This is a genomic window from Paeniglutamicibacter sp. MACA_103 (assembly GCF_045798555.1).
GTDB lineage: Bacteria > Actinomycetota > Actinomycetes > Actinomycetales > Micrococcaceae > Paeniglutamicibacter.
The window spans coordinates 25401-50155 of the sequence record NZ_JBIXLN010000036.1 but is presented as its reverse complement, the minus strand read 5'-3'; the positions used below and the strand labels follow the sequence as shown (position 1 = coordinate 50155).

The following is a 24755-nucleotide window of genomic DNA, read 5'->3' as shown; positions in this document are numbered from 1 at the left end:
GGCGAATCTTGTTGCCGACGGTCTGCATGGCAAAGTAAATGTTTGCGAGCATGGTGTTCATGATGTTTCTCCATTTTCTGCGTCAAGAAGGTGCGATTTTTATCGCCCCCCAGCGAATCAATCTTGATGAGAAATTATGAAGGAATGAAGTGGTCCCCAAGTATCTTGACCCCGTCCGATGCCTACTGCCATTGGCAGCCCCCCACGCGGTTCCCCAACCGCTGGCATCTAGCTTGGAGTCTAGGAGAGAACTTCTAGCCTGTAAAGGGGTGTTTCAAAATCTATTCTCTGTCCATTCTTCTATGCGTCTCGGACAATGAAAAATGCCGTGTGGTCATCTCTCTTGCGTGCGAAGCGGATCAGGCTTTACTAGCCGGCTGGTGATTTGGCAAGTTCGCTCGCACGGGATCGGTCCGGCACGATGAGAAAGTGCGCTTCGAAATTAGAGGACCGTGCTTGAACGGGGTGAATCCGGGGTTATATATACATCGGTCGGCCGATTGGGCCCGCGACTCCAGATCGCCAAAACGGACCTGGAATTCGCGAACATTTATCGTTGACGGAACCGACTCTGGCCGCGTAGGAACCAACGGCGCATACTTATGGGGCAGGAAGACCCATACACACCAGACCTTGGAAAGGCGTGCGGACATGGTTGGCTCATGGCAAGCATTGGTTATTGACTGCGAAAACCCCGATACCTTGGCCAGCTTCTATGAGGAGCTGTTGGGTATGGTCCGAGTCGAAAACGACGACGATTGGGTGGGCATCGGCGATGCGCCCGACCGCCCGGCCATAGCCTTCCAACGCGTGGATCCCTACGTCGCCCCGGAGTGGCCCGGGCACCTGCATCCGCAGCAGGCCCACATTGACGTCAGGGTCAAGGATCTTGACCTGGCCGAAGCCGAGGTCCTGTCCATGGGTGCAACGTCGATGGGAGCAGGATCCAAGACTTACCGGGTGTACCTTGATCCGCAGAAGCATCCGTTTTGCTTGGTCAGTTGGTGATCGTCTAAGCCGAAGGGCAGGTCCGGCGGCGTTGGAATAGCTTTTCGCTTGTGCGCAAGGCAATGCACACGTGCGAATGATGTCTCGACGCCGAGGGGCACCTGTAGCCGTTCGTGACTTGCGGGTCATACCGCGATTGATTCGGTGTTCCGAGGCTTAAGAGAAGGTGCCGGCCGGGGTACTGAGGATGCTTGCAGGGGCGCCCAGTGCGAAGCACGCATTTTCGTGACTTGGACCAGGGGAGCGCCAAGTGGTCAGCGGACCATTCGCAGCTGACCGGTAACTCCAGTATTTCGCGTTCCGTTGGCCCGTTACCAAGTCTTTATTTGATGCGAAATTGAAAAGCCTTGACGCGGACTGCAAACGCTTGCAGTATGTTTCATGGCACAGCAATTAGTTGCTGTGCCATTGGGGCAAGAACTGACACAAGGCGGTGTGAGGGATGGCTGTAACGGTTCGCGATATTGCCCGGATTGCCGGAGTTTCCATCTCCACGGTGTCCCGCGCACTATCCTCGCCGGAAATGGTGAATGCTGCCACCCGTGCCAAGGTGCAGGAGACCGCGCGGAAGCTCGGATACACCCCCAACCTCAACGCCCGCAACCTCATCTCCGGCCGCAGCGGCGCCATCGGGTTGGTCGTTCCGGACCTCGAGAACCCGTTCTTCGGCTCCATGGCCAAGGGCGTCCAGGCGAGGGCGCGGGCCGCCGGCTACGCCGTCTTCATCGCGGACACCGACGAGGACGCCTCGGTTGAAAATGAAATCATTCGGGGCCTTTCCAGACAGGTGGACGGCGTCATCGTTTGCTCGGCGCGCGGCACCGATGCCAGCATCCAAGAGCTGTCACGGGACATGCCGTTGGTGCTGGTCAACCGTCGCGTCCAGGAGGTCTCATCCATCACCTTTGACCATGCCGAAAGTTTCAGGTCTGTCATGGGCCACCTGATGGCGCTGGGGCATCGCAAGATCGCCTACGCGGGTGGCCCGCAAACCTCCTGGTCGAACCTCCAGCGCGTGCAGGCCTTCGCGGCAGCGGGGAAGAAATTCCCCGAACTGAAGCTGGCTGAACTCGGCAACTTCCAGCCGGTCTTCACGGGCGGCATCGCTGCCGGGGACCTGGCCATCGCCAGCGGCGCGACCGCGGTCGTTGCCTTCAACGACCTAGTCGCCGTCGGGCTCATGGACCGGCTGAGGCAGCGGGGCCTGAACGTGCCGGGGGACATCAGCGTCACGGGCTTCGACAACGTCCCAGTCTCCACGCTGGTCTGGCCCACCTTGACGACCGTCGATTTTCCCCGCGTGCAGATGGGTCGGACCAGCGTCGATGCGCTGCTCGAGGCACTGCGGGGCACGCCGCGCAAGACGGACTGCCACGAAATTCCGTTTGAGCTGGTCGTCCGGGAATCGACCGGCGTCGCCAAGCCCGGTTCCATGGAGGCTTCGCCATCCAGCACCACCGCATCCGCCATCGGCGGATGACTCGCAACTTCTGGGCATCCACGTCCGGAGAGAAAAAAGGATGAAGGAACACGATATGAAGGCTCGAAAGATCAAATATCTTGCGTCTACCGTCGCCGTGCTCGCCTTGGCAATGACTGGATGCGCGGCACCGAACACCGGGTCCACCAACACCGCACCCGCCGCCAGCGGCGGCGAGGTGCCCGACAAGCCATCGGCCCCCGTTTCCCTGCACATCCTGGACGTTGCGGGAAACCAGAAACTCACGGGCCAAATGGTCGAGGACTTCGCAGCGGCAAACCCGGATGTCATCTCATCCGTCACGTGGGAGTCCGGCGGCGCGCCGGACTTGGTCGGCACCATCAAGCCGCAGGTGGACAGCGGCTCGCTGCAGGTCGACCTGGTCCTTACCGGCAACGACGGACTCTCTGCCGGAATCGGGCAGGACCTGTGGGTCCCGCTCGTCAAAGAATACAGCGATCGGCTCTCCAACCAGGCCAACTATCTTGAACCGGCGGCCGCCATGCAGGAACTGGCCGGCGGCTTCGGTGCCGTGGTCACCTACTACCCGTCCGGTCCGCTGCTGCAGTATGACCCGGACGTGGTCAAGGACGTGCCCAGCACTCCCGAGGAGGTCTTGGCCTGGGCCAAGTCGAACCCGGGAAAGTTCGGCTACGCGCGCCCCGCAAACTCCGGTCCCGGCCGCACGTTCCTGATGGGCCTGCCCTACATCCTGGGCGACTCGGACCCGACCGATCCCGAGAAGGGCTGGGACAAGACCTGGGCCTACCTTGAGGAACTCGGCGCCACCATCGACAACTACCCGACCGGCACCGGACAGGTCATCACCAACATGTCCGACGGCACCTGGTCCCTGATCCCCACCACCACCGGCTGGGACATCGAGCCTCGGGCCGACAACCGGGAGCCGAACAAGATCGAGGCCGCGGCATTCGACGACTTCACCTGGGTGACCGACGCGCACTACGCGGTGGTCCCCAAGGGCCAGTCCGCTGACAAGCTCTCCGCGATCCTGCTGATGCTCCAGAACATGCTCACCCCCGAGCAGAACGCCAAGGCCTACGACTCGGGCTACTTCTACCCCGGCCCGGCAATCAAGGGCGCCACCCTGGACAAGGCTCCGCAGAAGAGCCAGGACACCATCGCCAAGTTCGGCCGCGACTGGTACGACGCGCTGATCGAGGAGAAGGAGAAGGTGACGCCGCTGTCCCCGGAGAAGATGGTCATGGCGTTCGACATCTGGGATCGCAAAATCGGCGCAGGAAAGTTCGAGGCCAAGTAGCCATGGCACGCTCGGCCAACGCATTCGGGTCCCTCGAACTGAAAAACGTAGGACGCAGTTTTGGAGGCCACGACGCGTTGGTCGACCTCAACCTGACGGTCCGGGCAGGGGAGTTCATCGCCCTGCTCGGACCCTCGGGCTGCGGGAAGTCGACGGCGCTGAACTGCCTCGCCGGACTCCTTCCCCTGACCCACGGGCAGATCCTCATCGACGACAAGCGCGTGGACGTCCTGCCTTCCGAAAAGCGGGACTTCGGCATGGTCTTCCAGAACTACGCGCTGTTCCCGCATCTCTCGGTGGAAAAGAACGTGGCCTTCGGACTGCAGATGCGCAACCGGCCGCGGGCGGAAATCACCCGCCGCGTCAAGGAAGCCATCGCCCTGGTCAAGCTGGAGGAGCACGCCAAGAAGCTGCCGGGCCAGCTCTCCGGCGGCCAGCAGCAACGCGTCGCCATCGCCCGCGCCATCGTGGTCGAGCCGCGGCTGGTGCTCATGGACGAGCCGCTCTCCAACCTCGACGCGAAGCTGCGCCTGGAGATGCGCACCGAAATCCGCCGGCTGCACCAGTCCCTGGGCCTGACCACCATCTACGTCACCCACGACCAGGAGGAGGCGCTGAGCCTCGCGGACCGGCTGGTGGTGTTGCGCGAAGGGCACGTCCAGCAGATCGGCACGCCGGCCGAGCTGCACGACAATCCTGCCAACTGGCACGTGGCCGACTTCATGGGCTACCGCAACCTGCTGGACCTGAAGGTGGTCTCGGCCTCCGGGTCCTCCGCGCGGGTCGAGGGCGACGGTCTCGCGCTGGATGCGACGCTGGTCCAGCCCGCGGTGGCCGGCGACGAAGTGCGGGTGGCCATCCGCCCGCACGACCTCACGGTCGCCCGCGAGGGCCAGCCGACCGACGGGCGGAACTCCTTTTCGGCGACGGTCACCGTGGTCGAGTACCAGGGCCGCGAATTCGCCGTCGGGGTCACCACGAGCACGGGAAAGAACCTGTTCGTCCACTCGGACCATGCACCGGCGCCAGGGGACACCGTCACCTTGGTGCTGGACCCGGCCCGGGCACTGGTCTACCGAACCTCCCTGGCCGCCGTCTCCGCAGAGGAACAGGAACTCCTGCAGGTGCGCGGATGAGCACACTAAAGACCGTACCGCGACCCAAGGCTTCGGCCAGCCGGCGGCACCGGCTCGCGGAGCGCGGCATCGACAGCCAGCTCCTCATGCTGATCCCGGCGCTGCTCTTCGGCCTGGTGCTCTTCGTCTACCCGTTCACCTACGGAATCGGACTGACCTTCCAGCCGCTGCCGCGGACCCAAGAACAATGGGGAGGCGGTTTCCTCGCCAACTACGTCGCGTTCTTCAAGGACCCGTTCCTTTTTGATTCGGTCTGGATCACCATGCGCCTTGCCCTGCCGGTGGCGCTGTTCAACGTGGCCGTCTCGGTGCCGATCGCCTTCAAGCTGCGGCACCGGTTCCGCGGCAAGCGGCTGCTCTCCACCTTGCTGGTCCTGCCGATCACCCTGGGCACGGTTCTCACGGCCCAGGGCCTGCTGATCTTCGGCGGCCGCCAGGGCTGGGTCAACCGCTTCCTGATGGAGGCGGGCATCATCAACGAACCATTCCCGATCGTGAACAACTACCTGGGCGTGGTGCTCTCGCTGGTGATTTCCGGGTTCCCGTTCGCGTTCCTGCTGATCTCCTCCTACCTCTCCGGCATCGACCCGGCGATCGAGGCCGCGGCCAAGACCCTGGGCGCGGACTGGAAACAGCGCTTCAGGCGCATCATCCTTCCGCTGCTCGCACCCGGTCTGGCCACGACATTCATCCTCACCTTCGTCCTGGCGTTCAGCGTCTTCCCGTCGGCCCGGCTGGTCGGCGACCCGTTGGGTGAAACCAGGGTCATGGCACTGATGGCGTATCGCGCCTTCGGCGAACAGCAGGACTACGCCATGGCCTCGACGATCGCCATCATGATGGGCGTCGTGGAGCTGATCGTGATCGCCGTGGTGCTGCTGTGGCGCTCGTTCCTCTACAAGGGTTCAACAGGAGGCAAGGGATAATGGCAATCACACCCATGCTCGAGACGGCGCCGGATCCAGAGCCGGCCTGCAAGCGCCGCAGGAAGCCGTACGCCAAGCCCGTCCGCCCGCCGGGGGAGAGGGCGCTCATTGCCTCCCCGGGAACCTGGTTCGTCTGGGCAGGCATCGCGGCCTTCTTCATCTTCCTGGCTGGGATCATCTCCAGTGTCGTGGTCGACTCCTTCGGCAAGCCGTGGTTCGACACCTGGCTACCCGAGACCTTCACCGTCGACTGGTACACGGGGGCCTGGGAACGGTTCAACCTGAGCCAGATCGTCCTGGTGACGCTCGGAGCGTCCTTCACCGTCGTCGTCCTCTCGGTGCTGATCGGGGTGCCCGCCGCCTACGTGCTGGCGCGCCGGGACTTCCCGTTCAAGAAGCTCATCACGGTGCTGTTCCTGCTGCCGGTGCTGATGCCGCCGATCACCTACGGCATCCCGCTGGCCACCGTGATGTACAACTTCGGCCTGGGCCGCACGGTGCTGGCGGTCATCCTGGTGAATCTGGTTCCGTCGGTTCCGTTCGTCATCCTGACCATGACCCCGTTCATTGAACAGATCAACCCGGCGATCGAGAACGCCGCCCGCATGTCCGGCGCCAGCATGCGCCGGGTCTTCACCCGGATCCTCGCCCCGCTGCTGGTGCCGGGGATCCTGGCGGCGGCCATCCTGGTGCTGGTCAGGACGGTCGGGATGTTCGAGCTGACCTACCTGGTCTCCGGTCCGACCTCGGACACCCTGGTCGTAGCGATCTACCGGGCCATGACATCCTCCGGCGGCGGCGAGGCCCGGCAACTGGTTTCCAGCATGGGCGTGCTCTACACCGCGATGATGCTGATCATCCTGGTGATTGCGTTGCGGTTCGTGAACCCGACCCAGCTGGTGGCACGGGTGAAGGAATCCCGCGACGACTGAGCCGATGTCGTTGGTCGGGTAGGCGCGGAAGTGCCTCCCCGACCAACGACGCCTCAGCGTGACCGGCAGGCCAGAAGTCAAAAGCCATTTCGCATTGCCGGATATTCGAAGGTGCCATTTTCCCGGATTCTCTGCCAAGATGATGAAACGACGAATCGCACGTCTTGGGCCTTGGGGAAGGTTACCAATCGCGCGAACGAACGGGGGATTGGAATCATGGGCATGGGGGATGCCAAATCAACGCGGCGCAATGTAGCTGTTTTCCTGGACATGGAAAACCTCGTGGGAGGCAAAACCGCTGGGAAGACCGCTTTGCGGCTCGGCGAGCTGGTCACCGGAATTGAAAACATCGTGCGGCAATCGGGCATGGGTTCCAAGGCCGCCGTGATCCGCGCCTATGCGCACTGGGGCAGCCACGTGATGGCCGGCTTCCAGCGGGAAATGCTGGGGCTCGGCGTTGAACCAGTGCAGATCTTTTCCTTCGATAAGCAGGTCAAGAATGCTGCCGACATCGAATTGTGCGTGGACGTCTTGGCGGTGGTCCAGGACTCGCCCTGGATCGACGTGTTTGTGATCGCCACCGGTGATGGCGGGTTCGTTCCCCTGGTCAGGCGACTCCATGCCCTGGAAAAGTACGTTGTGGTCGTGTCCACCAACGATCCGGAATCCGGCGTGGTCAATGCCTTGCTGAAGTCAGTTGCCGATGAATACCACCAAGTACAGATGTCACAAGTAGCCGCAGCGGTCCAGATGCAACCGGTGCATGCGCCGGAGCCACTAATTGCTTCGCCGACCAAGTTGCCTGCGAAAGTTGCCGTCAACAAGAAACCCAAGAAGGCAAAACCGAAAGCCACGCCCAAGAAAGCCTCAGAAAAGTCGCTTGCCGAGCTGGCCAAGATTGCCGAAATTGCTAAATTGCATGACGCCATTTTCAAGATCCTCAAGCAGCATCCGGAGTGTCGGGTCAAGAATCGAGTAGTCGCGTCCACTTTGGGCAGCTTCCTGCGTAAAGAGTGGCCGCAACTTAGCTACAAGGCCTGTGGTTCCAAAACGTTGACTTCCTTCTTGGAGGAACATTGTTCGTTGGGGGTCATCGATGCAGCTCCGGCTCAAAAACCGACTCAGGAAGTCGCAACGCCCGCGCTCCAATCGGTGCCTGTGCCGACCATGACCGTGCCAATACCCGCGCCGGAATTCTATGTGGAAGCTGTCCGGAAGCAATTCACGGATGGGGCTCTCGGCCCCGACGTCAGGGCCACCGGATCAGCGGGGCTGAATCTAAGTCTCGTCGGCAACAAACTGCGCACTGCCATCACTGGGTTTACTTCGTTAAATGCTGGATTCCCGCTTCTCCATCAAGTCTTGGATCAGGCATTGCTCACCACGGAATACCGAGTCCGATTCGAAGCGGTCGGCGCCGTCGTGGTGCATTCCTCTGTTGCGTGAATCGTCATCGGACGGAATCGTTCGTTGCTGTCGAAGAATCGCTATTCATCGGAGCCGGCAGTCGATTCGTTTCGCATATGCATGGCGTACGCCAACGCCGAGTTGTAATCTAGCCACAGGGAACAATTGGCTTGGGGCCACGGCAGCATGAAGGCAGCCGATCGCATTTAGTGGGGACAGATGCAGAACAAGAAATGGCTTGCTTGGGCGCTCGCCGTCATCGTCGTGTTTGTGGGGGCATCGATTGCCTTCAACGCCGCAGCGCGGGCGCCGGCCGCAAAGGTGGCGGGCAGCGATCCGAGTCCCAGTTCCACAGAACAGGCCACTGCACCGACACGTTCCGCCAGCGAAAGCGTGAGCGCTCCGGGAAGCGCCAGCGCTGCTTCCACGGCCACCTCGAAGAATCCATCTTCGGCTCCACCTGCATCCAGTGCCAAGGAATCGAAGGAACCGAGATCGCCGCGCAGTTCCGCCCCGGCCACGGAAGTTGAATCACCCAAGTTGGAGGTTCCAGCCACCACCGAACCAAAGGCAACTACGTTGCCCAAATCGGTGAAGAAGGCTCCGGTGCTCTCCGGGACAGTTCCGAGGGAAGGCACCGCCAAGGGAGAGCTCACGTCTGGTTTCCCCACCAAGGCGATGCCGATCCCGCAAGGGGCGCACATCATTGATTCCTCGGTCAGCACGCAGAAACGAAATGTTCAGGTCGCGGTCAATTACCGCACCTCTCTGAGCGTCGAAGCGGTCCTGAAATTTTACGAATCGCAGGCAGCCAAGCGCGGCTGGGTCGCCACTCGAGGCACGGCCGCCGACGGTGCCAAGAGCATCTCGCTGGGCTTCGGGGATGACACCATGACAGCCACGGTGCGGACGGCGCCCACGGGGGCCACAACTGTTGCCGCCTTTGGCACTTACGTGGTTGGAAAATAGTTCGGTGAAAGGCAAACGTCAGTTCATAGTTGCCGTCATGGTGTTGGTTGCGGTTCTCACCGCAGCGGGATTCGCGGTGAACTCTTTCATGGGATTCAGGGAAAGAACACAATCCCCGGCCGTCGCGGCCCAGCAGAACCCCGAAGGCATTGCGCAGATCCCCTTGGAGAACGCGGTGGTCTTCCGCGACACGCGGGACAGTAGTGATTATGGCAAGGTCGCATGGGTACCCCTGGACGCCCCCGATGGTGAACGAACCACCACCCGACTGTCCTGCGACCGGGTGTACCGCACCGGCGGGATGCTCTCCTGCCTGAGTGTTCAACGCGGCATGAACTCGAGCTACGACTCGACCGTCTACAGCATCGGAGGGCACCTGCTGGCCCAGCGCCCATTGCCCGGCGAACCAAGCCGCACGCGGGTCTCCGCGACGGGCATGGTGGGTACCACCGCCTTCATCACCGGCGAGTCCTATGAATTCGTCGGCTTCTCGACCCAGACGACGATTGCTGCACCTGGGGGAACGGATTACGGGAATCTGCAGGATTTCGGCATCTTCGTCGGTGACCACAAGATCACTGCCGAAGACCGGAACGTCTGGGGCGTGACCTTCGCCAAGGATGCCAAGACCTTTTACGCGACGGCGGCATCGGGGAAGCAGACGTGGCTGATGCATGGTTCCCTGACGGAGAAAACCATGCGTGCCGTGGTTGAGAATGCGGAATGCCCGTCGCTCTCCCCTGACGGAAAGCTGATCGCCTACAAGAAGCGCCGCGCGGATTCGGTGCCGGCGCATTGGGACATCGCGGTGTACGACGTTGCCAAACGGACCGAGCAGCTCTATCCGCTGGATTCCGGCTTTGACGACCAGCTCGAATGGCAGGACCAAGACACCTTGATCTTCGGCCAGCCGCGGGAGGAAGCACCAGGGGATGCGGACATCTTTTCCCTGGACCTGGTGCCCGGGGCATTGCCCAAGTTGTTCATCGAACATGCGTGGTCGCCCTCGGTCCAGCGTTGAAGAAGTGGCCGGAGCACGACCACGGATCGGCAGGTGTCGTGAGGCCGTTTTCCCTACGCTCGGGAGCGAAAAGGTCCAAGAAAACAAATCGGGCCCATCGTCGCTGTTGGTGATGGCATGACTCCGCGGTGCAGTGCCCTTACCGCCCCTTCAGGTGGCCCTGAGGGCCCCGCTACAACGTCCGGGACATAGGCGCATGGATGCGGCGTGGACGAGCCCCTTGGCCGCCATGCACGGGCCGGTGGAGGTTCCGGCCGCGGGAGTCGCCGGCGGGCACGGTGGCATCTCGCCATCTGCGGGCGGTTCCGAAATCGGCACCACGGTGGCTACCCCATTGCCCGGGTCCGCGTGGCGGGATGCTCGTTGAACATGCGTGGTCGCCCTCCATCCAGCGTTGAGGAGATGGATGGAGGGCGACCACTGGTCGGATACGGCTTCGGTCAACAGACCTACGGCAGCGAATATGTCAGGTCCACGAAGTAGTTGTTGCGCAATGTCGTGGTGGAGGCCGGCATGACACCACCGGTTCCGTAGCGGTGCCTGCCGTTACTGGTGCTGGCCGTGACGGTCCCGTCGGTGAACTTCTTGGAGAAGAAGAGAGCCGTGGTAGACACGTGGCCCACGGGTGCCAGGTAGGAGACCGTGTAGGTTCCTGCCGGAAGCGCCAACGGCGCGGTAAAGGTGGCGCTCTGCCAACCCCGTGTACTTTCCCCCGTGAATGTCACGGTGGCCAGCCGTTGGCCCGCGTTGTTCCAAATGCTTCCGGTGTGCGTTCCGGTGTTGGTGCTTTCCTTGTAGAACCTCACCCCGTGGGCGGTGATCGGAACCGTGGTGCTGAACCGCAGACCGACCTCAACCGAGCGTGAGTCCATGGAATCCGACTGCAACGGAAGCATCGAGCCAAAGAGGTTCACCTGCGTCGGGCTTGGGGAGGGCGTTGGCGTTGGAGTGGGTGTTGGCGTCGGTGTTGGTGTCGGAGTGGGCGTGGGCGTCGGTGTGGGGCTTGGCGATGCCGTCACCGTGGGAGATGGAGATGGAGACAGCGTTGGAGTCGGGCTCGGCGTCGGCGAGGGCGCCGGAACGGCCACCGTGCTGTAGACAAGATCCACGAAGTAGTTCGTGTCGTTCCAGGTGTTGCTCGGCGCGGTGCCTCCTGCACCGTAGACGAAGAGCCCGTTGCTGCCCACCGTGCTCAGCGCACCGACGGTCCGCGGCTGCGCAAAATCGGCCGAGGTGTAGGCATAGCCGCCGTTGGGTGCATGGTAGGAAATGATGAACGTCTGGTTCGCCGTGATGCGCACTGGGTTGCCCAGCTGCACCGTCTGCCATCCCGATGCCGTTTCATTCGAGAAGGTTGCGGTGGCCAGACGCGTGCCGGTCTCACTCCACAATGATCCGGTATGGACGCCCGTGTTCAGCGTTCCCTTGTAGAACCGGATGGCTGAAACATCGATGTCCTTGGTGGTCTGCAAACGCACACCCAACTCAACGGAACCGCCATCTTGCGGATCCAGGTTGGCCGGCACCTGCGTACCCAGGAAGGTCGAGGCCGTGCCGTCCGCGTTGGCCGTGTGGAACGACCAGTTTTGGTCGGGCAGTGCTGCCCCGGCCGTACTGGTGACATTCTTCAACGCCACGGAATATTGCCGGCCATTGTCCAACGCCTGGGTCGGCGTGAACGTCAGGGTCTTGCGGTCGCTCGAGGTGGACACCGTGCCAGCCACGGCTCCCGCGGGACCGGTGAGCGTGTACTGGTAGCCGGAAGCCACTTCCTGGTTCAGGACGGTGACGACTTTGGCGGTAACGGGAACGTCGGTTGCGCCCGAAAGGGGCGAACGCGAGACCACGTTGATGGCCTGTGCCCCGTCGGGAACAAACGCCACGTCGACCAGGTAATCGGTGCTGGTCGCATTGTCCGGGAACCCGGAGGAATAGGTGAAGACCCCGGCATTGGCGTTGGTCCGCAACGGGCCAAAGCTCTTGGCGTCCTGCAACCCGTTGGGCGACACCGAGTAGGTTCCCTCGGTGGTGTAGGCGACCACGTACTCGGTGTTGGCGCTCACGTTCACGGGTGTCGAGAAAGCCGCATATTGCCAGCCGGAGGCGCTGTTGTTGGTGAAGGTGACGCTGGCCAGCAACGCCCCGCCGACGGAGAACAACTTGCCCGTATGGGCGCCGATGTTCCCCGCATCCTTGTAGAACTGGACACCCGAGACCTTGCCTGGTTCCGTGGGGATGAAGCGCATGCCCAGGGTCAGCGGGGTGTTGTCGTCAATCAGGCCGGTCGTGGGCATCGCGGAGTCCTGGTAGAGCCCGCACGGGCAGTCCCCGGCCACGGAATCGGCCAGCACAGTCGTGAAGCTCCAGCTGCCTCCGCTGCTCACCGAATTGCCGAGCGCATCCTGCGCGGACACTGTGGCCGCGTAGCCGGTTCCCCGCGCGAGGGAGCTGTCCGGGGTGAAGGTCGCACGGCGCGTGGTCGAGTCGTAGCTCGTGGATCCCGCCACGACGGCGCCGGCGGCGGTCTTCAGGGAGATGCCCACCGATCCCGGCTGCACGGCACGGGAGAACGTCACGGCAATGGGAGTGCCCAGAGGAACGCTCTTGGCGGTGTCCAACGGGCTGGCGTTGTAGGCGCGCAACGGCGAGGAATCCTGTGATTCGAAGATGGCGTCCACGTAGTAGTTGCCCTGTTGGTAGCTGCTGGTGGGCATGGACCCGTTGGTGTCGTACACCCCGGCCGGGTTGGCCCCGAAGCCGCCGGCCACATTGAGCGGATCGATTCCAATGCCTGCATAGGCGAACAAGTAGCTCTTGGCCGCATAATGCCCGGTGGTCGTCGAGTAGGAAACGATGTATTCGGTTCCCGCGGTGACGGCAACGGGGGAAGAGAACCTGGCTTCCTGCCATCCGCTGGCCGTTTCGCCAGAGAAGGAGACGGTGGCCAGACGCTGGCCGCCCAACGACCAAACCGATCCGGTGTGCGATCCGGTGTTGGCCGTGCTCTTGTAGAAGCGGACACCGGCGACAAAGCCGTCCGTGGTCGGGGTGAAGCGCAGGCCCAATTCGACGGGGGCTGGATCACCCGAGTCGGGGGCGCTGGGGACTGTCTCCCCGAAGACGCTGAACGGCCCGGTGACGGTCAGCGGGATGACGGTGGCGGTGGTCGGGTAGTTGCCGCTGTCATCGATGCCGCGCACCCACAATGCCTCCCCGTCGATGCCCTGCTGGATGTAGCTGAAGGACCAGGTGGCGGCTCCGGAGGCCGGATGCCAATGGGCCCCTGCGTCGGTGGAGTATTCGACGCCCGCCACCACGCCGCCGCCCCCGTCCACCGCGGTTCCGGAGACCGTGTACTTCTTCCCGTTCTTTGCCGCGGCCGGCGGGGGAGTGGTGATGCTGATGCTGGGTGCAGTCGTTTCGGCGGACTTGGTGGCCGCCACGAGCCCGGGCATCAGCGTGGCCGGCTGGGCGCCCATGTCGGCCAGCAGGTTGACCTGGGCCTGCTGCATGATCGGATCGGGGGCGGCCCCGTCGCCGTCGTGTTGGTCGTCCAGGCCCCAGGTCCACTGGATCGAGCCGGCGGAGAACACCAGCGCGCCGCTCGCGGCCTTGTACAGGCTCAGGTGGTGGGTCGTGCTGCCCGGTTCCACGGTATTGCCGAAGTCGGTCAAATATTGTGGAACTGCGCCCGTGGTTGTCGACAGGAACACCTGTCCTGCCGGCCTGAAACCGTTGTCCGGCGACTCGTTCGATTCGTAGCCAACGGTATGCGGGGCAAGGGCCCGCTTTGAGCCCGGGGAAAGGGTGGTCAACGGCGTGTTGCGCCACAGCCGGGTCTTTCCTTCCTGGGCATTGACGGTGACGGGCAAGTCGCCGTGGTTAACGAAATACAGGGAGCCGGTCAAGGCGTTCTCCGGCTGCCCGGCCCCGGCGCTCGCCGGCGCGAAACGTGGATCCCGAGTAGTTCCGGTCCATTGGGCGTTCGGGTCGATCTTGGCGTTCGCCCAGGTCTCCTTGTAGCTGACCAGCGTCCGGTAGTTGGTGCCGTCGGTGGTCGAGGCCTCGTAGCGCGTGCGCCAGTAGGCCTCGTTGCCCGAGAGGAATTGCAGGTTCACACCTGCGTCGCGTGCCTTTTCGAAATTGTCCCACTGCTTGACCGACCAGTATTCGTCGTGCCCCACCGAGAGGACGGTCTTGTGGTTGGTCATCAGGTTGCCGCGGCGGTCCGAATCGACGCCGCTGAAGTAGCTCACGTCGTAGCCGTTGCGCTCGAGGAAGCGCACCATCGGGTACTCGTTCCCGAAGTAGAAGTCGCGGGCCTCGATACCGCCTCGGGTGTTGAACGGGCGGTTGTAGCTGAGCTTGTAGGCGCGCCCGTTGGCTGCGCCCTGGTAGAAGTCGGATCCGCCGTAGGTGTTGTAGGCGTGCCAGGTTGGGTCCGAAGTCTGGAACAGGACGTCGGACTGGCTGGCGTCGTCGCGCACGATGAAGGTTATGTGGCTCTGGTCATTGCGGTCCGCCCGGTCCAGCTTGGCCACGTAGACGCCGGAAACGGCGTCGGCCGGGACGTTCCAGCTGGCCGACACCGCCCAGTTCCCGCAGTCCACCAATTCGGTGGCAACGTCGTTGCGGCAGTCCGGCTGGTTCTGCGGCAGCGACGCACTGGGGTTCACCGAAGCAACCTTGCGCGCACCGAGCCCCTGGTACCAGCCGGTGCGGTAGATATCGATGGTGTAGGCGCTCGCGTTGGTGTCGATCTTGAAATCAACCCTGGACCCGACATTGACGCTGATGTCGGTGGCGAATCCCTGGATGCTGGCATCGCCCGCGCCCACGATGTCCCATTCGCCCGGGTCCGTTCCCGGCTTGGAGTTTTCGCAGACAATCTTGTTGGCCCCGGGCGCGCAGGGATCTGCCGCCACCGAGCTGGGGGCCGTCAAGGTGACCGCGACCATCGCCAGTGCACTGGCCACTGCCAGGAATCGCCGGGATTTCCTGGACGGGGGAGGCGGAGTGTCCTTGGACTGGTTCGGGTGCGCGTGCCTGCGCCTGCTGGGCCCCGAAAATCCAAACGACAGTGCCATGATTTTTCCCCACGATTCTGCGCGTGCGGCCTGGCCGCGCCACGTCCCCAGTCTCACGTATCTGGCTTGAGTGTAGGATTTCGGCAATTAAGCTAACAAGCGTAATTCATACTCGGATTCGGTCCGGCCGCCACGTGTTTGAGAGAATATGAACATGGAACCCCTCGGTAGTAAATCGGCCCCCGCGCAGGGCAAAAAAATCACCATCAACGCCTCGACGCTCTCCTTGGCCGTCATGGTCACGATCTTCCTGGTGGCCGTCGTCTTCGCCGCCAACCAGAACGACGTCATCGGCTGGCTCGTCGTGGTGATTTCGCTGGGGTGGCTGCTGCTTTCGGCGTTCCTGGTCTTCGGGCTCAGGCGCGGCGCGGCGAAGATGACCAGCCAGCTGAAGGCCGCCACCGCGGCTGCGGCCACACGCGGCCAGGGTGCCCCGAGCGCCGGCACCGTCGTCATGGACGAGGCAACGCGCAACCGCGACCTGAAACTGGACCACTCCTTCAAGATCATCCAAGTGCAGGTCGGCGTCGTGAACGAGTACCGGGCCCAGAACGGCGAGGACGCCGCCGGCATGGTTGACCGCGCCCTGGAAACCATCGAGATCACGGCCTCCAATGCCCGCGACATGATGAAGCCCTCCGGCCGCGGCGAGCCCATGACCGGCGAGGTCATCGACTAGATTTCCCCAGCCGCCGGCGGCGCGGCGACACCCCCGGCGCTGCCGGCGACAACCCATGAACAAATATCGATAAGGTGGATGGCGTGATACCTACCTCAGAAGAGATCCTGGCCAAGTCCGAGCGTGCGGTGCGCGTTGCCTCGGTGAACGTCAACGGCATCCGTGCTGCCTACAAGCGAAACATGGCCGACTGGATCGAAGCCCGCGACACGGACATCCTTTGCCTGCAGGAGGTGCGCGCGCCGGATGCAATCGTGCGCGAGCTGATTGGCGAGGGCTGGCACATGCTGCACGCCGAAGCCAAGGACAAGGGTCGCGCCGGGGTCGCGGTGCTTTCGCGTGCCGAGCCAACCGCCGTGCGCGGGCACATCGGCGAGGAGTACTTCGCCGAGTCCGGGCGCTGGGTGGAAGCGGACTTCACCATGGAGGACGGCAGCACGCTGTGCGTCGTCTCCGCCTACGTGCACTCCGGCGAGCTGGGCACCCAGAAGCAGGAAGACAAGTACCGTTTCCTCGAGCGCATGAATGTGCGCCTGGTCGAGCTGAAGAACGAGAAGGACCATGTGCTGGTGGTGGGCGATCTAAACGTCGTGCACACCGAGAAGGACATCAAGAACTGGAAGCCAAACCATAATAAGCGCGCCGGCGTGATGGACGAGGAAATCGCCTACTTCGACGGATTCTTCGGCGCCGAGATCGGGTACAAAGACGTGGCACGCGAACTGGCCGGCCCCGACGCGCAGGGTCCCTACACCTGGTGGTCCTTCCGCGGGCAGGCCTTCGACAACGACGCCGGGTGGCGCATCGACTACCACATGGCCACCCCTCGGCTCGCTGAGAAGGCCGTCAAGTCCCATGTTGACCGCGCATCCAGCTACGACGTGCGCTTCTCCGACCATGCTCCGCTGGTCGTCGACTACCAGTTCTAAAGGACCCATCCAACGCATGAGCGAAACACTGGCCACCACCACCCGTCCGCGCGTCCTGTCGGGCATGCAACCCTCGGCCGACTCCCTGCACCTGGGCAACTACCTGGGCGCCCTGGTCAACTGGGTCAAGGCCCAGGACGACTACGACGCCTTCTTCTTCATCCCGGACATGCACGCCATCACGGTGCCGCAGGATCCGGCCGAGTTGCGCAACCGCACCCGGGTCACCGCCGCGCAGTACATCGCCGGCGGCATCGACCTGGAGAAGTCCACGCTCTTCGTCCAGTCCCAGGTACCCGAGCACGCGCAGCTGGCCTGGGTGCTGAACTGCATCACCGGCTTCGGCGAGGCCAGCCGGATGACGCAGTTCAAGGACAAGAGCTCCAAGGGCGGCGCGGACGTCGCCTCGGTGGGCCTGTTCACCTACCCGGTGCTCATGGCCGCGGACATCCTCCTGTACCAGCCCCAGGGCGTCCCGGTGGGCGATGACCAGCGCCAGCACGTGGAACTGGCCCGCGACCTGGCCACCCGCTTCAACCACCGCTTTGGCGAGACCTTCGTGGTGCCGGAGGCCTTCATCCAGAAGGAGGGCGCGCGCATCTACGACCTGCAGGCCCCGACCTCCAAGATGTCCAAGTCCGCTTCCAGCCCCAACGGCCTGATCAACATCCTGGACGCGCCCAAGACCGTCGCCAAGCGCATCAAGTCCGCCGTCACCGACGCCGACACCGTCGTGGCCCACGACCGGGCCAACAAGCCCGGGGTGACCAACCTGCTGGAGATCCTCTCGGCCGTGACGGGGACCCCGATCCCGGCGCTGGTCAACGAGTTCGAGGGCAAGATGTACGGCCACCTGAAGGTGGCGGTGGCGGACGCCGTCGTCGAGGCGCTGACCCCGGTCCGCACGCGCACGCTGGAACTTCTCCAGGACCCGGCCGAGCTGGACTCCATCCTGGCGGCCGGCGCCCACAAGGCCCGCGAGGTCGCCTCCAAGACGCTCGCCGATGTCTACGAGCGCGTTGGCTTCATGGCTCCCCTGGGAGGGATCCGCTAGAAATGGGCACCACGGCGGGGGAGATGACCGGCAGCGACGTCGCAGAGGCGACGCCGCTGGGGGTCGTCATCGAGATCCCGTCCCCCCTGGAGGACACGCTGCGTGCCTGGCGCCAGCGCTACGGCGGGGAACTATCGGCACGCATTGCACCGCACATCACCCTGGTCTCCGGCTCCACCACCGACTGGGATGCCGCGGCGAGGCACGTCCACCAGGTCGCCGCCCGCGCCTCCTCCTTTACCGTGCGCCTGCATGGCACCGGGACCTTCAGGCCCATCACCCCGGTGGTGTACCTGAACGTCGAGGAGGGCGCCGAGGCCTGCGGGAAGCTGCACGACGAGCTGCTGGCCGGCCCGATGCGGCACGAGGTGAGCTATGGCTACCGGCCGCACCTCACGATCGCCCACGAGGCCGACGACTCGGCCATGGACCTGGCCCAGGAAGAGCTCAAGGACGAAACCATGAGCTTCACCGTGGATTCCATCGGCCTCTTTGGCATTGATTCCACCGGTGCCTGGTCGCTTCGTGAGGAGCTGGGCCTTGGCGGGCCGACGCGCTAAGGGCGCCAAGACGCCGGCGTGGGACGCTGCCGAAGACGTCCAACCCGCCGGTTCCGCCGGTACTTCCTTCGACCCCGTCGCCGAGGAAACGGGGACCCGGGCCCCGGGCGTGGTGGCCCGCCGCTTTGTCGGTGCCGCCGTCGTGGCCCCGCCCTCCCCCTTGGACCCGCGGGCGCTTCGCTCGTTCATCCGGCTCAAGGCCCAGGAACTTTATGCCGTGCGCGCCTCGGGCACGCCCTGGCTGCGCCTCAAGGCCCTGTGCATCCTGCTCACGGCCAGGTTCTACGCGCTCTACCCGATGCGCGTGTGGAACCTGTACATCCGCCGCCGCGGCCCGCTGCTGGCCGCCGGCAGCGCCTACCGGATGTTCTTCTCCATCGCCGCGATGCTCGTGGCGGGGTTTGCGATGTTGGGCCTGTTTGCCAGCGACAACCCGGTGCTGCGCGACGGCGTGATCGACATGGTCGCCGCCAGCACGCCCGGGCTGATCGACACGGGCCACGGGGGACTGGCCAAACCGGAGCAGTTGCTGGGGTTGCGCAGCTTCGGGATCACCCTGGTGGTCTCCCTGGTGGCCCTGGTGCTGACCTCGCTGGGGTGGCTGTCCGGGCTGCGCGAGGGCATCCGCACCATCTTCGGCCTGAACCGGGACCGGTCCAACCCGGTGGTCTCCAGGCTTCGCGACGCCCTGCTTCTGGTCGCCCTGGCCGTGGCCCTGATCGCCTCCAGCGCCCTGGCGCTGGCCAGCTCCTCGCTGCTCGATTCCCTGGCCCACCTGCTCCAGCTCAACGGCTGGTGGAGCAACGCGCTGACCCGCGTGGCCTTCCTGGTGGCCATGTTCGCCCTGGATTGCGCCACGGCCTGGATCCTGCTGCGCGTCGCCTCGCGGGCGAAGGTGATCGAGGGGGGCCTGGCGGCAGGGGTGTTGCTGGCCGGTTCGGTGGCAGCGGTCCTGCGTTTCCTCTCGGCCATGTTGCTGGCCTCGCTGACCAGCAACGTGCTGCTGGCGCCCTTTGCGGTGATCCTGGGGCTGTTTGTCTGGTTCAACCTGCTCAGCCAGGTGTACCTGCTCTCCGCCGCCGTGGTCGCGGTGCGCGCGGCGGACCTGGCGCGGACCCGGGCCCCACGGTCCTAGGCGGCGGGCACCGGGACTGCTTTCCCTGATTTCCCAACCGGCTGGGTGTTGCTTGACCGCCCTTGCCACGGTTCCCGCGCCCGAGGGGTCCGCCCGGATGGCCCGAACCTGCAAGCACGGGATACCGAGGAGTCCTTAAAGCAGTGTGGCCCGGCTTCCCGCAAGGGAAACCGGGCCACACGGGGCCTAGTCGGAGACTAGATGGAACGGGCCAGGATGGCCTGCTTGACCTCGGCGATAGCCTGGGTCACCTGGATGCCACGCGGGCATGCTTCGGTGCAGTTGAAGGTGGTGCGGCAGCGCCACACGCCTTCCTTGTCGTTCAGGATCTCCAAGCGCATGTCGCCCGAATCGTCGCGCGAGTCGAAGATGAAGCGGTGCGCGTTGACGATTGCCGCCGGGCCGAAGTACTGGCCATCGGTCCAGAACACCGGGCAGGAGGAGGTGCACGCGGCGCAGAGGATGCACTTGGTGGTGTCCTCGAACTTGGCGTGGTCCTCTGCCGACTGGTACCGCTCGCCCGAGGGCTCGTGGTCCTTGTTGATCAGGAACGGCATGATCTCGCGGTAGGACTGGAAGAACGGCTCCATGTCGACGATGAGGTCCTTTTCAAGGGGCAGGCCCTTGATGGCTTCAACGGTGATCGGCTTGGAGTGGTCCAGGTCCTTGAGCAGGGTCTTGCAGGCCAGGCGGTTGCGGCCGTTGATGCGCATGGCATCGGAGCCGCAGACGCCGTGGGCGCAGGAACGGCGGAAGGACAGCGAACCGTCGTGGTCCCACTTGACCTTGTGCAGGGCGTCCAGCACGCGGTCGGTGCCGTACATGGTCAGCTCAAAGTCTTCCCAGTAGGCGTCCGCGGTCGTCTCCGGCAGGTACCGGCGAACGCGCAAGGTGATGTTGAACTGCGGAATTTCTCCGCCGCCGCCAACTCCGGGCTTCAGCTCAATCTTCGAGGCTGGTTCGGGAAGTTCCGTGCTCATTAGTACTTACGCTCCATCGGCTGGTAACGGGTGAAGATAACGGGCTTGGTTTCCATGCGGATCCCGGAGATGCCCTCGGTGGTGGCCGCTGCATCGCGGTACGACATCGAGTGCTTCATGAAGTTCTCGTCGTCGCGGTTCGGGAAGTCCTCGCGGTAGTGACCGCCGCGGGATTCCTTGCGGTGCATGGCGGCCGCGGTCATGACCTCGGCCATGTCCAGCAGGAAGCCAAGCTCGATGGCCTCGAGCAGGTCAAGGTTGAAACGCTTGCCCTTGTCCTGGACCGATACGTTCTTGTAGCGCTCGCGCAGTTCCTCGATGACCTCGAGTGCCCGGTTCAGCGAGTCCTTGTCGCGGAACACCTGGACGTTGGCGTCCATGATGTCCTGCAGTTCCTTGCGCAGTACTGCGACGCGCTCGGTTCCGGTGGAGTTGATCATGGCATCGATCTGGTCCGTGGTGAACTTCTCCGGATCCTCGGGAAGCTCGACGAACTCGGCGCCCAGGGCGTACTTGGCCGCGGAGATGCCGGCGCGCTTGCCGAACACGTTGATGTCCAGCAGCGAGTTGGTGCCCAGGCGGTTGGAGCCGTGCACCGAAACGCAGGCGACCTCGCCGGCGGCGAAGAGGCCCGGGATCACGGTGTCGTTGTCCTGCAGGACCTCGGCGTCGATGTTGGTCGGGATGCCGCCCATGACGTAGTGCGCGGTCGGGAAGACCGGCACCGGGTCGGTGTACGGCTCGACACCCAGGTAGGTGCGGGCGAACTCGGTGATGTCCGGGAGCTTGGCGTCGATGTGCGCCGGCTCCAGGTGCGTCAGGTCGAGCAGGACGTAGTCCTTGTTCGGGCCGCAGCCGCGGCCTTCGCGCACCTCGTTGGCCATCGACCGGGCGACGATGTCACGCGGTGCGAGGTCCTTGATGGTGGGGGCGTAGCGCTCCATGAAGCGCTCACCTTCCGAGTTTCGCAGGATGGCGCCTTCGCCACGGGCTGCCTCGGAGAGCAGGATGCCCAGTCCGGCAAGGCCGGTCGGGTGGAACTGCACGAATTCCATGTCCTCGAGCGGGATGCCCTTGCGGAACGCGATGCCCATGCCGTCGCCGGTGAGGGTGTGGGCGTTCGAGGTGGTCTTGAAGACCTTGCCGGCTCCGCCGGTGGCGAAGACAACGGACTTGGCCTGGAAGACGTGGAGTTCGCCGGTGGCCAGGTCGTAGGAGACCACGCCTGCAACGCGCTTCTGCTTGTAGGCGGTGCCGTCCTCGCGGAAGGCATCCTCCTCAACCATGAGCATGTCCAGGACGTAGTACTCGTTGTAGAACTCGACGTTGTGCTTGACGCAGTTTTGGTACAGCGTCTGCAGGATCATGTGTCCGGTGCGGTCCGCTGCGTAGCACGCGCGGCGCACGGCGGCCTTGCCGTGGTCGCGGGTGTGGCCGCCGAAGCGGCGCTGGTCGATCTTGCCTTCCGGGGTGCGGTTGAACGGCAGACCCATCTTTTCCAGGTCGAGCACCGCGTCGATGGCTTCCTTCGCCATGACCTCGGCGGCGTCCTGGTCAACCAGGTAGTCCCCGCCCTTGACGGTGTCAAAGGTGTGCCATTCCCAGTTGTCTTCTTCTACGTTGGCCAAGGCCGCACACATGCCACCCTGCGCTGCACCGGTGTGCGAACGGGTTGGGTAAAGCTTGGTGAGAACGGCCGTACGTGCGCGCTGGCCGGATTCGATGGCCGCGCGCATGCCTGCGCCGCCTGCTCCGACGATCACGACGTCGTACTTGTGTACCTGCATACCTGATGCTCTCTTTTCTTGAATTCTCTGCTTCAGCGAACGAACGGGGAGCCGAAGATTACTGGCAAGCCGGGATGGAGTTACCGGCGATGCAAGGATCGAAGGTGAAGATCACCAGGGTGCCCAGGACGACGATGACAACGGTCGCGACGTAGAGGATGCCCTTGAGCCACACGCGGGTGGCGGGCTTCTCGGCGTAGTCGTTGATGATGGTGCGCACGCCGTTGGTGCCGTGCAGCATGGCCAACCAGAGCATTGCCAGGTCCCAGAACTGCCAGACCGGGTCGGCCCACTTGCCGGCCACGAAGCCGAAGTCGATGGCGTTGATGCCCTCGCCGACCATGAGGTTGGCGAAGAGGTGCCCGAAGATCAGGACGACCAGGGCGACGCCGGAGAGGCGCATGAAGAGCCATGCGACCATTTCGAAGCTGCCGCGGGACTTGTTGGCGCGGTTGTACTTCGGATCGATGCGCTGGCTGCGGGGTGCAGCGATATCTGCCGACATGGGTTAGTGACCTCCAAAGGCGAGTGACAGGTGGCGGATGGAGAATGCCACCATGGTGATGACCCAGAGGGCCAAAACGCCCCAGAGCATCTGGCGGTGGTACTTGGTTCCCGACTTCCAGAAGTCGACCAGGATCAGGCGCAAGCCGTTGAACGCGTGGAAGACGATGGCGGCGACCAGAGCGGTTTCGCCCAGTGCCATCAGCGGGTTCTTGTAGGTGGACATGACGGCGTCATAGGCACCCGGGGAAACCCGGACCAGGGACGTATCGAGCACGTGAACCAAAAGGAATAAGAATATTACGACACCCGTTACGCGGTGCCCCACCCAAGACCACATGCCTTCATGGCCGCGGTAGAGGGTGCCTGACGAAGCCTTCGACACTGAATTAACCTCCATGGCTCGCAAGGGCGCATGTGTATCTTCCACACAATAAATTGACGCCTTGGTGCGAGCGTTCCTTGCCCGATCTTAGACCACCTTGGACGGGGGTGCCCATTCTTTGCGCAGCCCTTGTGAGTAGGGTCACCGGATGAAAGGGCGGATCGTCTAAACATCCGGGAAATACGCGAAATACAATAGATTTCAATGCCCTATTTCATGGGCGCCCGACACCGCATTCTTGGGGTTCATCCACTAGCCTTAGTCGGATGAACGCTGAACTCTTGGCACGATTCCACGGGGTCATCCCTGCCGGTGGTGTCGGCACCCGACTGTGGCCGCTCTCGCGCGCCGCCGCCCCGAAATTCCTCCACGACCTGACCGGGTCCGGATCAACCCTGATCCGCGCCACCTACGAGCGGCTGATCCCGCTGGCGGGCGACAACATCATGGTGGTCACGGGACGTGCGCACCGCACCGCGGTGCTGGCGCAATTGCCCGAGCTCGAGGACCTGAACCTCGTTCTCGAGCCGGACCCCAAGGACTCCGCGGCCGCCATCGGCCTGGCCGCGGCGATCCTCTACCTGCGCAACCCCGAGACCATCATGGGTTCCTTCGCCGCCGACCAGGTGATCGTCCCGGTCGAGGTCTTCCAGGAGGCCGTGCGCGAGGCCATCCACACCGCGGCCACCGGCAAGATCGTCACCATCGGCATCCGCCCGACCCTGCCCTCCACCGGCTTCGGCTACATCCGGGCGGGGGAGCGGATGGAGATCTCCGGCGCACCCACGGCACGCGACGTGGTCGAGTTCGTGGAGAAGCCCGACGAGGACACCGCCCGCCGCTACCTGGCCGACGGCGGCTACCTGTGGAACGCCGGCATGTTCGTCGCCCCGGTGTCGCTGATGCTTGAGCACCTGCAGCGCAGCCAGCCGGAACTGCACGCGGGCCTGATGGAAATCGCCGCCGCCTGGGAAACCGGGGACCGCGTGGCGACCATCGACCGCATCTGGCCGACGCTGCCCAAGATCGCCATCGACTACGCCGTGGCCGAACCCGCCGCCGCGGCCGGGGACGTCGCGGTGATCCCCGGGGTGTTCAACTGGGACGACGTGGGGGACTTCGCCGCCATCGGCCGGCTGAACCCCGCCAGCGAGAAGACCGGCGTCACCGTGGTCGGCGCCAACCCGCGCGTGTATTCGGACAACGCCACCGGCGTGGTGGTCACCGACTCCAAGCGGGTGATCGCATTGATCGGCATCCACGACGTGGTCGTCGTCGACACGCCCGATGCGCTGCTGGTCACCACCAAGGAGCACGCCCAGTCGGTGAAGAGCACCGTCGAAAAGCTCAAGGAAGAGGGCATCGTCGACGTCCTGTAGGAAGGCGGTCCGGAAGGCCGGACCTCCCGAAGATGCCCCGTCGGCGGCGCTGGTCCAGCGCTTGCCGCGGGGCATTTTTTGCCGGCGGGAACGGGGGCCGGTTAAAAGAGGTGGA

General features: G+C 63.9%; 20 protein-coding genes. 15 read left to right on the top strand and 5 right to left on the bottom strand.

The annotated features are described in order from the left end of the window. The first annotated feature begins 651 nt into the window (after positions 1–651). The 9 genes from ACIPVK_RS16205 to ACIPVK_RS16165 all read left to right on the top strand — a co-directional run bounded on the left by ACIPVK_RS16205 (position 652) and on the right by ACIPVK_RS16165 (position 10161). Positions 652–1008: a VOC family protein gene (locus tag ACIPVK_RS16205; RefSeq protein WP_407613007.1), complete on the top strand. Its 357-nt coding sequence runs from the start codon at positions 652–654 to the stop codon at positions 1006–1008. A gap of 442 nt (positions 1009–1450) precedes the next feature. After that, a complete protein-coding gene (locus ACIPVK_RS16200) occupies positions 1451–2488 on the top strand; it encodes a LacI family DNA-binding transcriptional regulator (protein WP_407613006.1) in 1038 nt (345 codons plus the stop codon). Positions 2489–2543: 55 nt separating this feature from the next. Then, positions 2544–3770, top strand: coding sequence for an extracellular solute-binding protein (locus ACIPVK_RS16195; RefSeq protein ID WP_407613005.1), 1227 nt, complete (start codon positions 2544–2546; stop codon positions 3768–3770). Positions 3771–3772: 2 nt separating this feature from the next. Further along, positions 3773–4906, top strand: coding sequence for an ABC transporter ATP-binding protein (locus ACIPVK_RS16190; RefSeq protein WP_407613004.1), 1134 nt, complete (start codon positions 3773–3775; stop codon positions 4904–4906). Beyond that, positions 4903–5832 carry an ABC transporter permease gene (locus ACIPVK_RS16185; protein ID WP_407613003.1) on the top strand — a complete coding sequence of 310 codons (930 nt, stop codon included), beginning with the start codon at positions 4903–4905 and terminating at the stop codon, positions 5830–5832. Before ACIPVK_RS16190 ends, ACIPVK_RS16185 begins: the two co-directional genes overlap by 4 nt. Beyond that, a complete protein-coding gene (locus tag ACIPVK_RS16180; RefSeq protein ID WP_407613002.1) occupies positions 5832–6764 on the top strand; it encodes an ABC transporter permease in 933 nt (310 codons plus the stop codon). The genes ACIPVK_RS16185 and ACIPVK_RS16180 overlap by 1 nt, the downstream gene beginning before the upstream one ends. A 216-nt stretch (positions 6765–6980) precedes the next feature. Continuing rightward, positions 6981–8210 (top strand): NYN domain-containing protein, encoded by a 1230-nt coding sequence (locus ACIPVK_RS16175; RefSeq protein ID WP_407613001.1) that lies wholly within the window; start codon positions 6981–6983, stop codon positions 8208–8210. 180 nt (positions 8211–8390) lie between these two features. Beyond that, complete coding sequence (locus ACIPVK_RS16170; RefSeq protein ID WP_407613000.1) at positions 8391–9140, top strand: hypothetical protein; 750 nt, start codon at positions 8391–8393, stop codon at positions 9138–9140. Between the two features lie 4 nt (positions 9141–9144). Next, entirely contained in the window at positions 9145–10161 is a 1017-nt protein-coding gene (locus ACIPVK_RS16165) for a hypothetical protein (protein ID WP_407612999.1), read from the top strand. Positions 10162–10610: 449 nt separating this feature from the next. On the opposite strand, the gene ACIPVK_RS16160 is transcribed toward ACIPVK_RS16165, so the two are convergent. Next, a complete protein-coding gene (locus tag ACIPVK_RS16160; protein WP_407612998.1) occupies positions 10611–15248 on the bottom strand; it encodes a DUF4082 domain-containing protein in 4638 nt (1545 codons plus the stop codon). 154 nt (positions 15249–15402) lie between these two features. Between ACIPVK_RS16160 and ACIPVK_RS16155 the strand changes: the two genes are divergently transcribed. The 5 genes from ACIPVK_RS16155 to ACIPVK_RS16135 all read left to right on the top strand — a co-directional run bounded on the left by ACIPVK_RS16155 (position 15403) and on the right by ACIPVK_RS16135 (position 19605). Continuing rightward, positions 15403–15927, top strand: a complete 525-nt coding sequence (locus ACIPVK_RS16155) for a hypothetical protein (protein WP_407612997.1) — start codon at positions 15403–15405, stop codon at positions 15925–15927. A 182-nt stretch (positions 15928–16109) separates the two neighbouring features. After that, the gene (locus ACIPVK_RS16150) at positions 16110–16856 is read left to right on the top strand and encodes an exodeoxyribonuclease III (protein WP_407613011.1); all 747 of its coding nucleotides are present in this window, start codon (positions 16110–16112) and stop codon (positions 16854–16856) included. Positions 16857–16872: 16 nt separating this feature from the next. Continuing rightward, entirely contained in the window at positions 16873–17910 is a 1038-nt protein-coding gene (gene trpS, locus ACIPVK_RS16145; protein WP_407612996.1) for a tryptophan--tRNA ligase, read from the top strand. 2 nt (positions 17911–17912) lie between these two features. Then, positions 17913–18470, top strand: a complete 558-nt coding sequence (locus ACIPVK_RS16140; protein ID WP_407612995.1) for a 2'-5' RNA ligase family protein — start codon at positions 17913–17915, stop codon at positions 18468–18470. Next, the gene (locus tag ACIPVK_RS16135; protein ID WP_407612994.1) at positions 18451–19605 is read left to right on the top strand and encodes a YhjD/YihY/BrkB family envelope integrity protein; all 1155 of its coding nucleotides are present in this window, start codon (positions 18451–18453) and stop codon (positions 19603–19605) included. The genes ACIPVK_RS16140 and ACIPVK_RS16135 overlap by 20 nt, the downstream gene beginning before the upstream one ends. Before the next feature lie 197 nt (positions 19606–19802). Here ACIPVK_RS16135 and ACIPVK_RS16130 read toward each other — a convergent pair whose 3' ends face one another. From ACIPVK_RS16130 to sdhC, 4 genes are read right to left on the bottom strand one after another with little or no spacing between them, the layout of a single operon-like run. After that, positions 19803–20585, bottom strand: coding sequence for a succinate dehydrogenase iron-sulfur subunit (locus tag ACIPVK_RS16130; protein ID WP_407612993.1), 783 nt, complete (start codon positions 20583–20585; stop codon positions 19803–19805). Next, entirely contained in the window at positions 20585–22372 is a 1788-nt protein-coding gene (gene sdhA / locus ACIPVK_RS16125; RefSeq protein WP_407612992.1) for a succinate dehydrogenase flavoprotein subunit, read from the bottom strand. The genes ACIPVK_RS16130 and sdhA overlap by 1 nt, the downstream gene beginning before the upstream one ends. A 58-nt stretch (positions 22373–22430) precedes the next feature. Then, positions 22431–22877 carry a succinate dehydrogenase hydrophobic membrane anchor subunit gene (locus tag ACIPVK_RS16120; protein WP_407612991.1) on the bottom strand — a complete coding sequence of 149 codons (447 nt, stop codon included), beginning with the start codon at positions 22875–22877 and terminating at the stop codon, positions 22431–22433. A gap of 3 nt (positions 22878–22880) precedes the next feature. After that, positions 22881–23276, bottom strand: a complete 396-nt coding sequence (gene sdhC, locus ACIPVK_RS16115) for a succinate dehydrogenase, cytochrome b556 subunit (protein ID WP_217388615.1) — start codon at positions 23274–23276, stop codon at positions 22881–22883. A gap of 251 nt (positions 23277–23527) precedes the next feature. Between sdhC and ACIPVK_RS16110 the strand changes: the two genes are divergently transcribed. After that, a complete protein-coding gene (locus ACIPVK_RS16110) occupies positions 23528–24640 on the top strand; it encodes a mannose-1-phosphate guanylyltransferase (RefSeq protein WP_407612990.1) in 1113 nt (370 codons plus the stop codon). Positions 24641–24755: the final 115 nt, after the last annotated feature.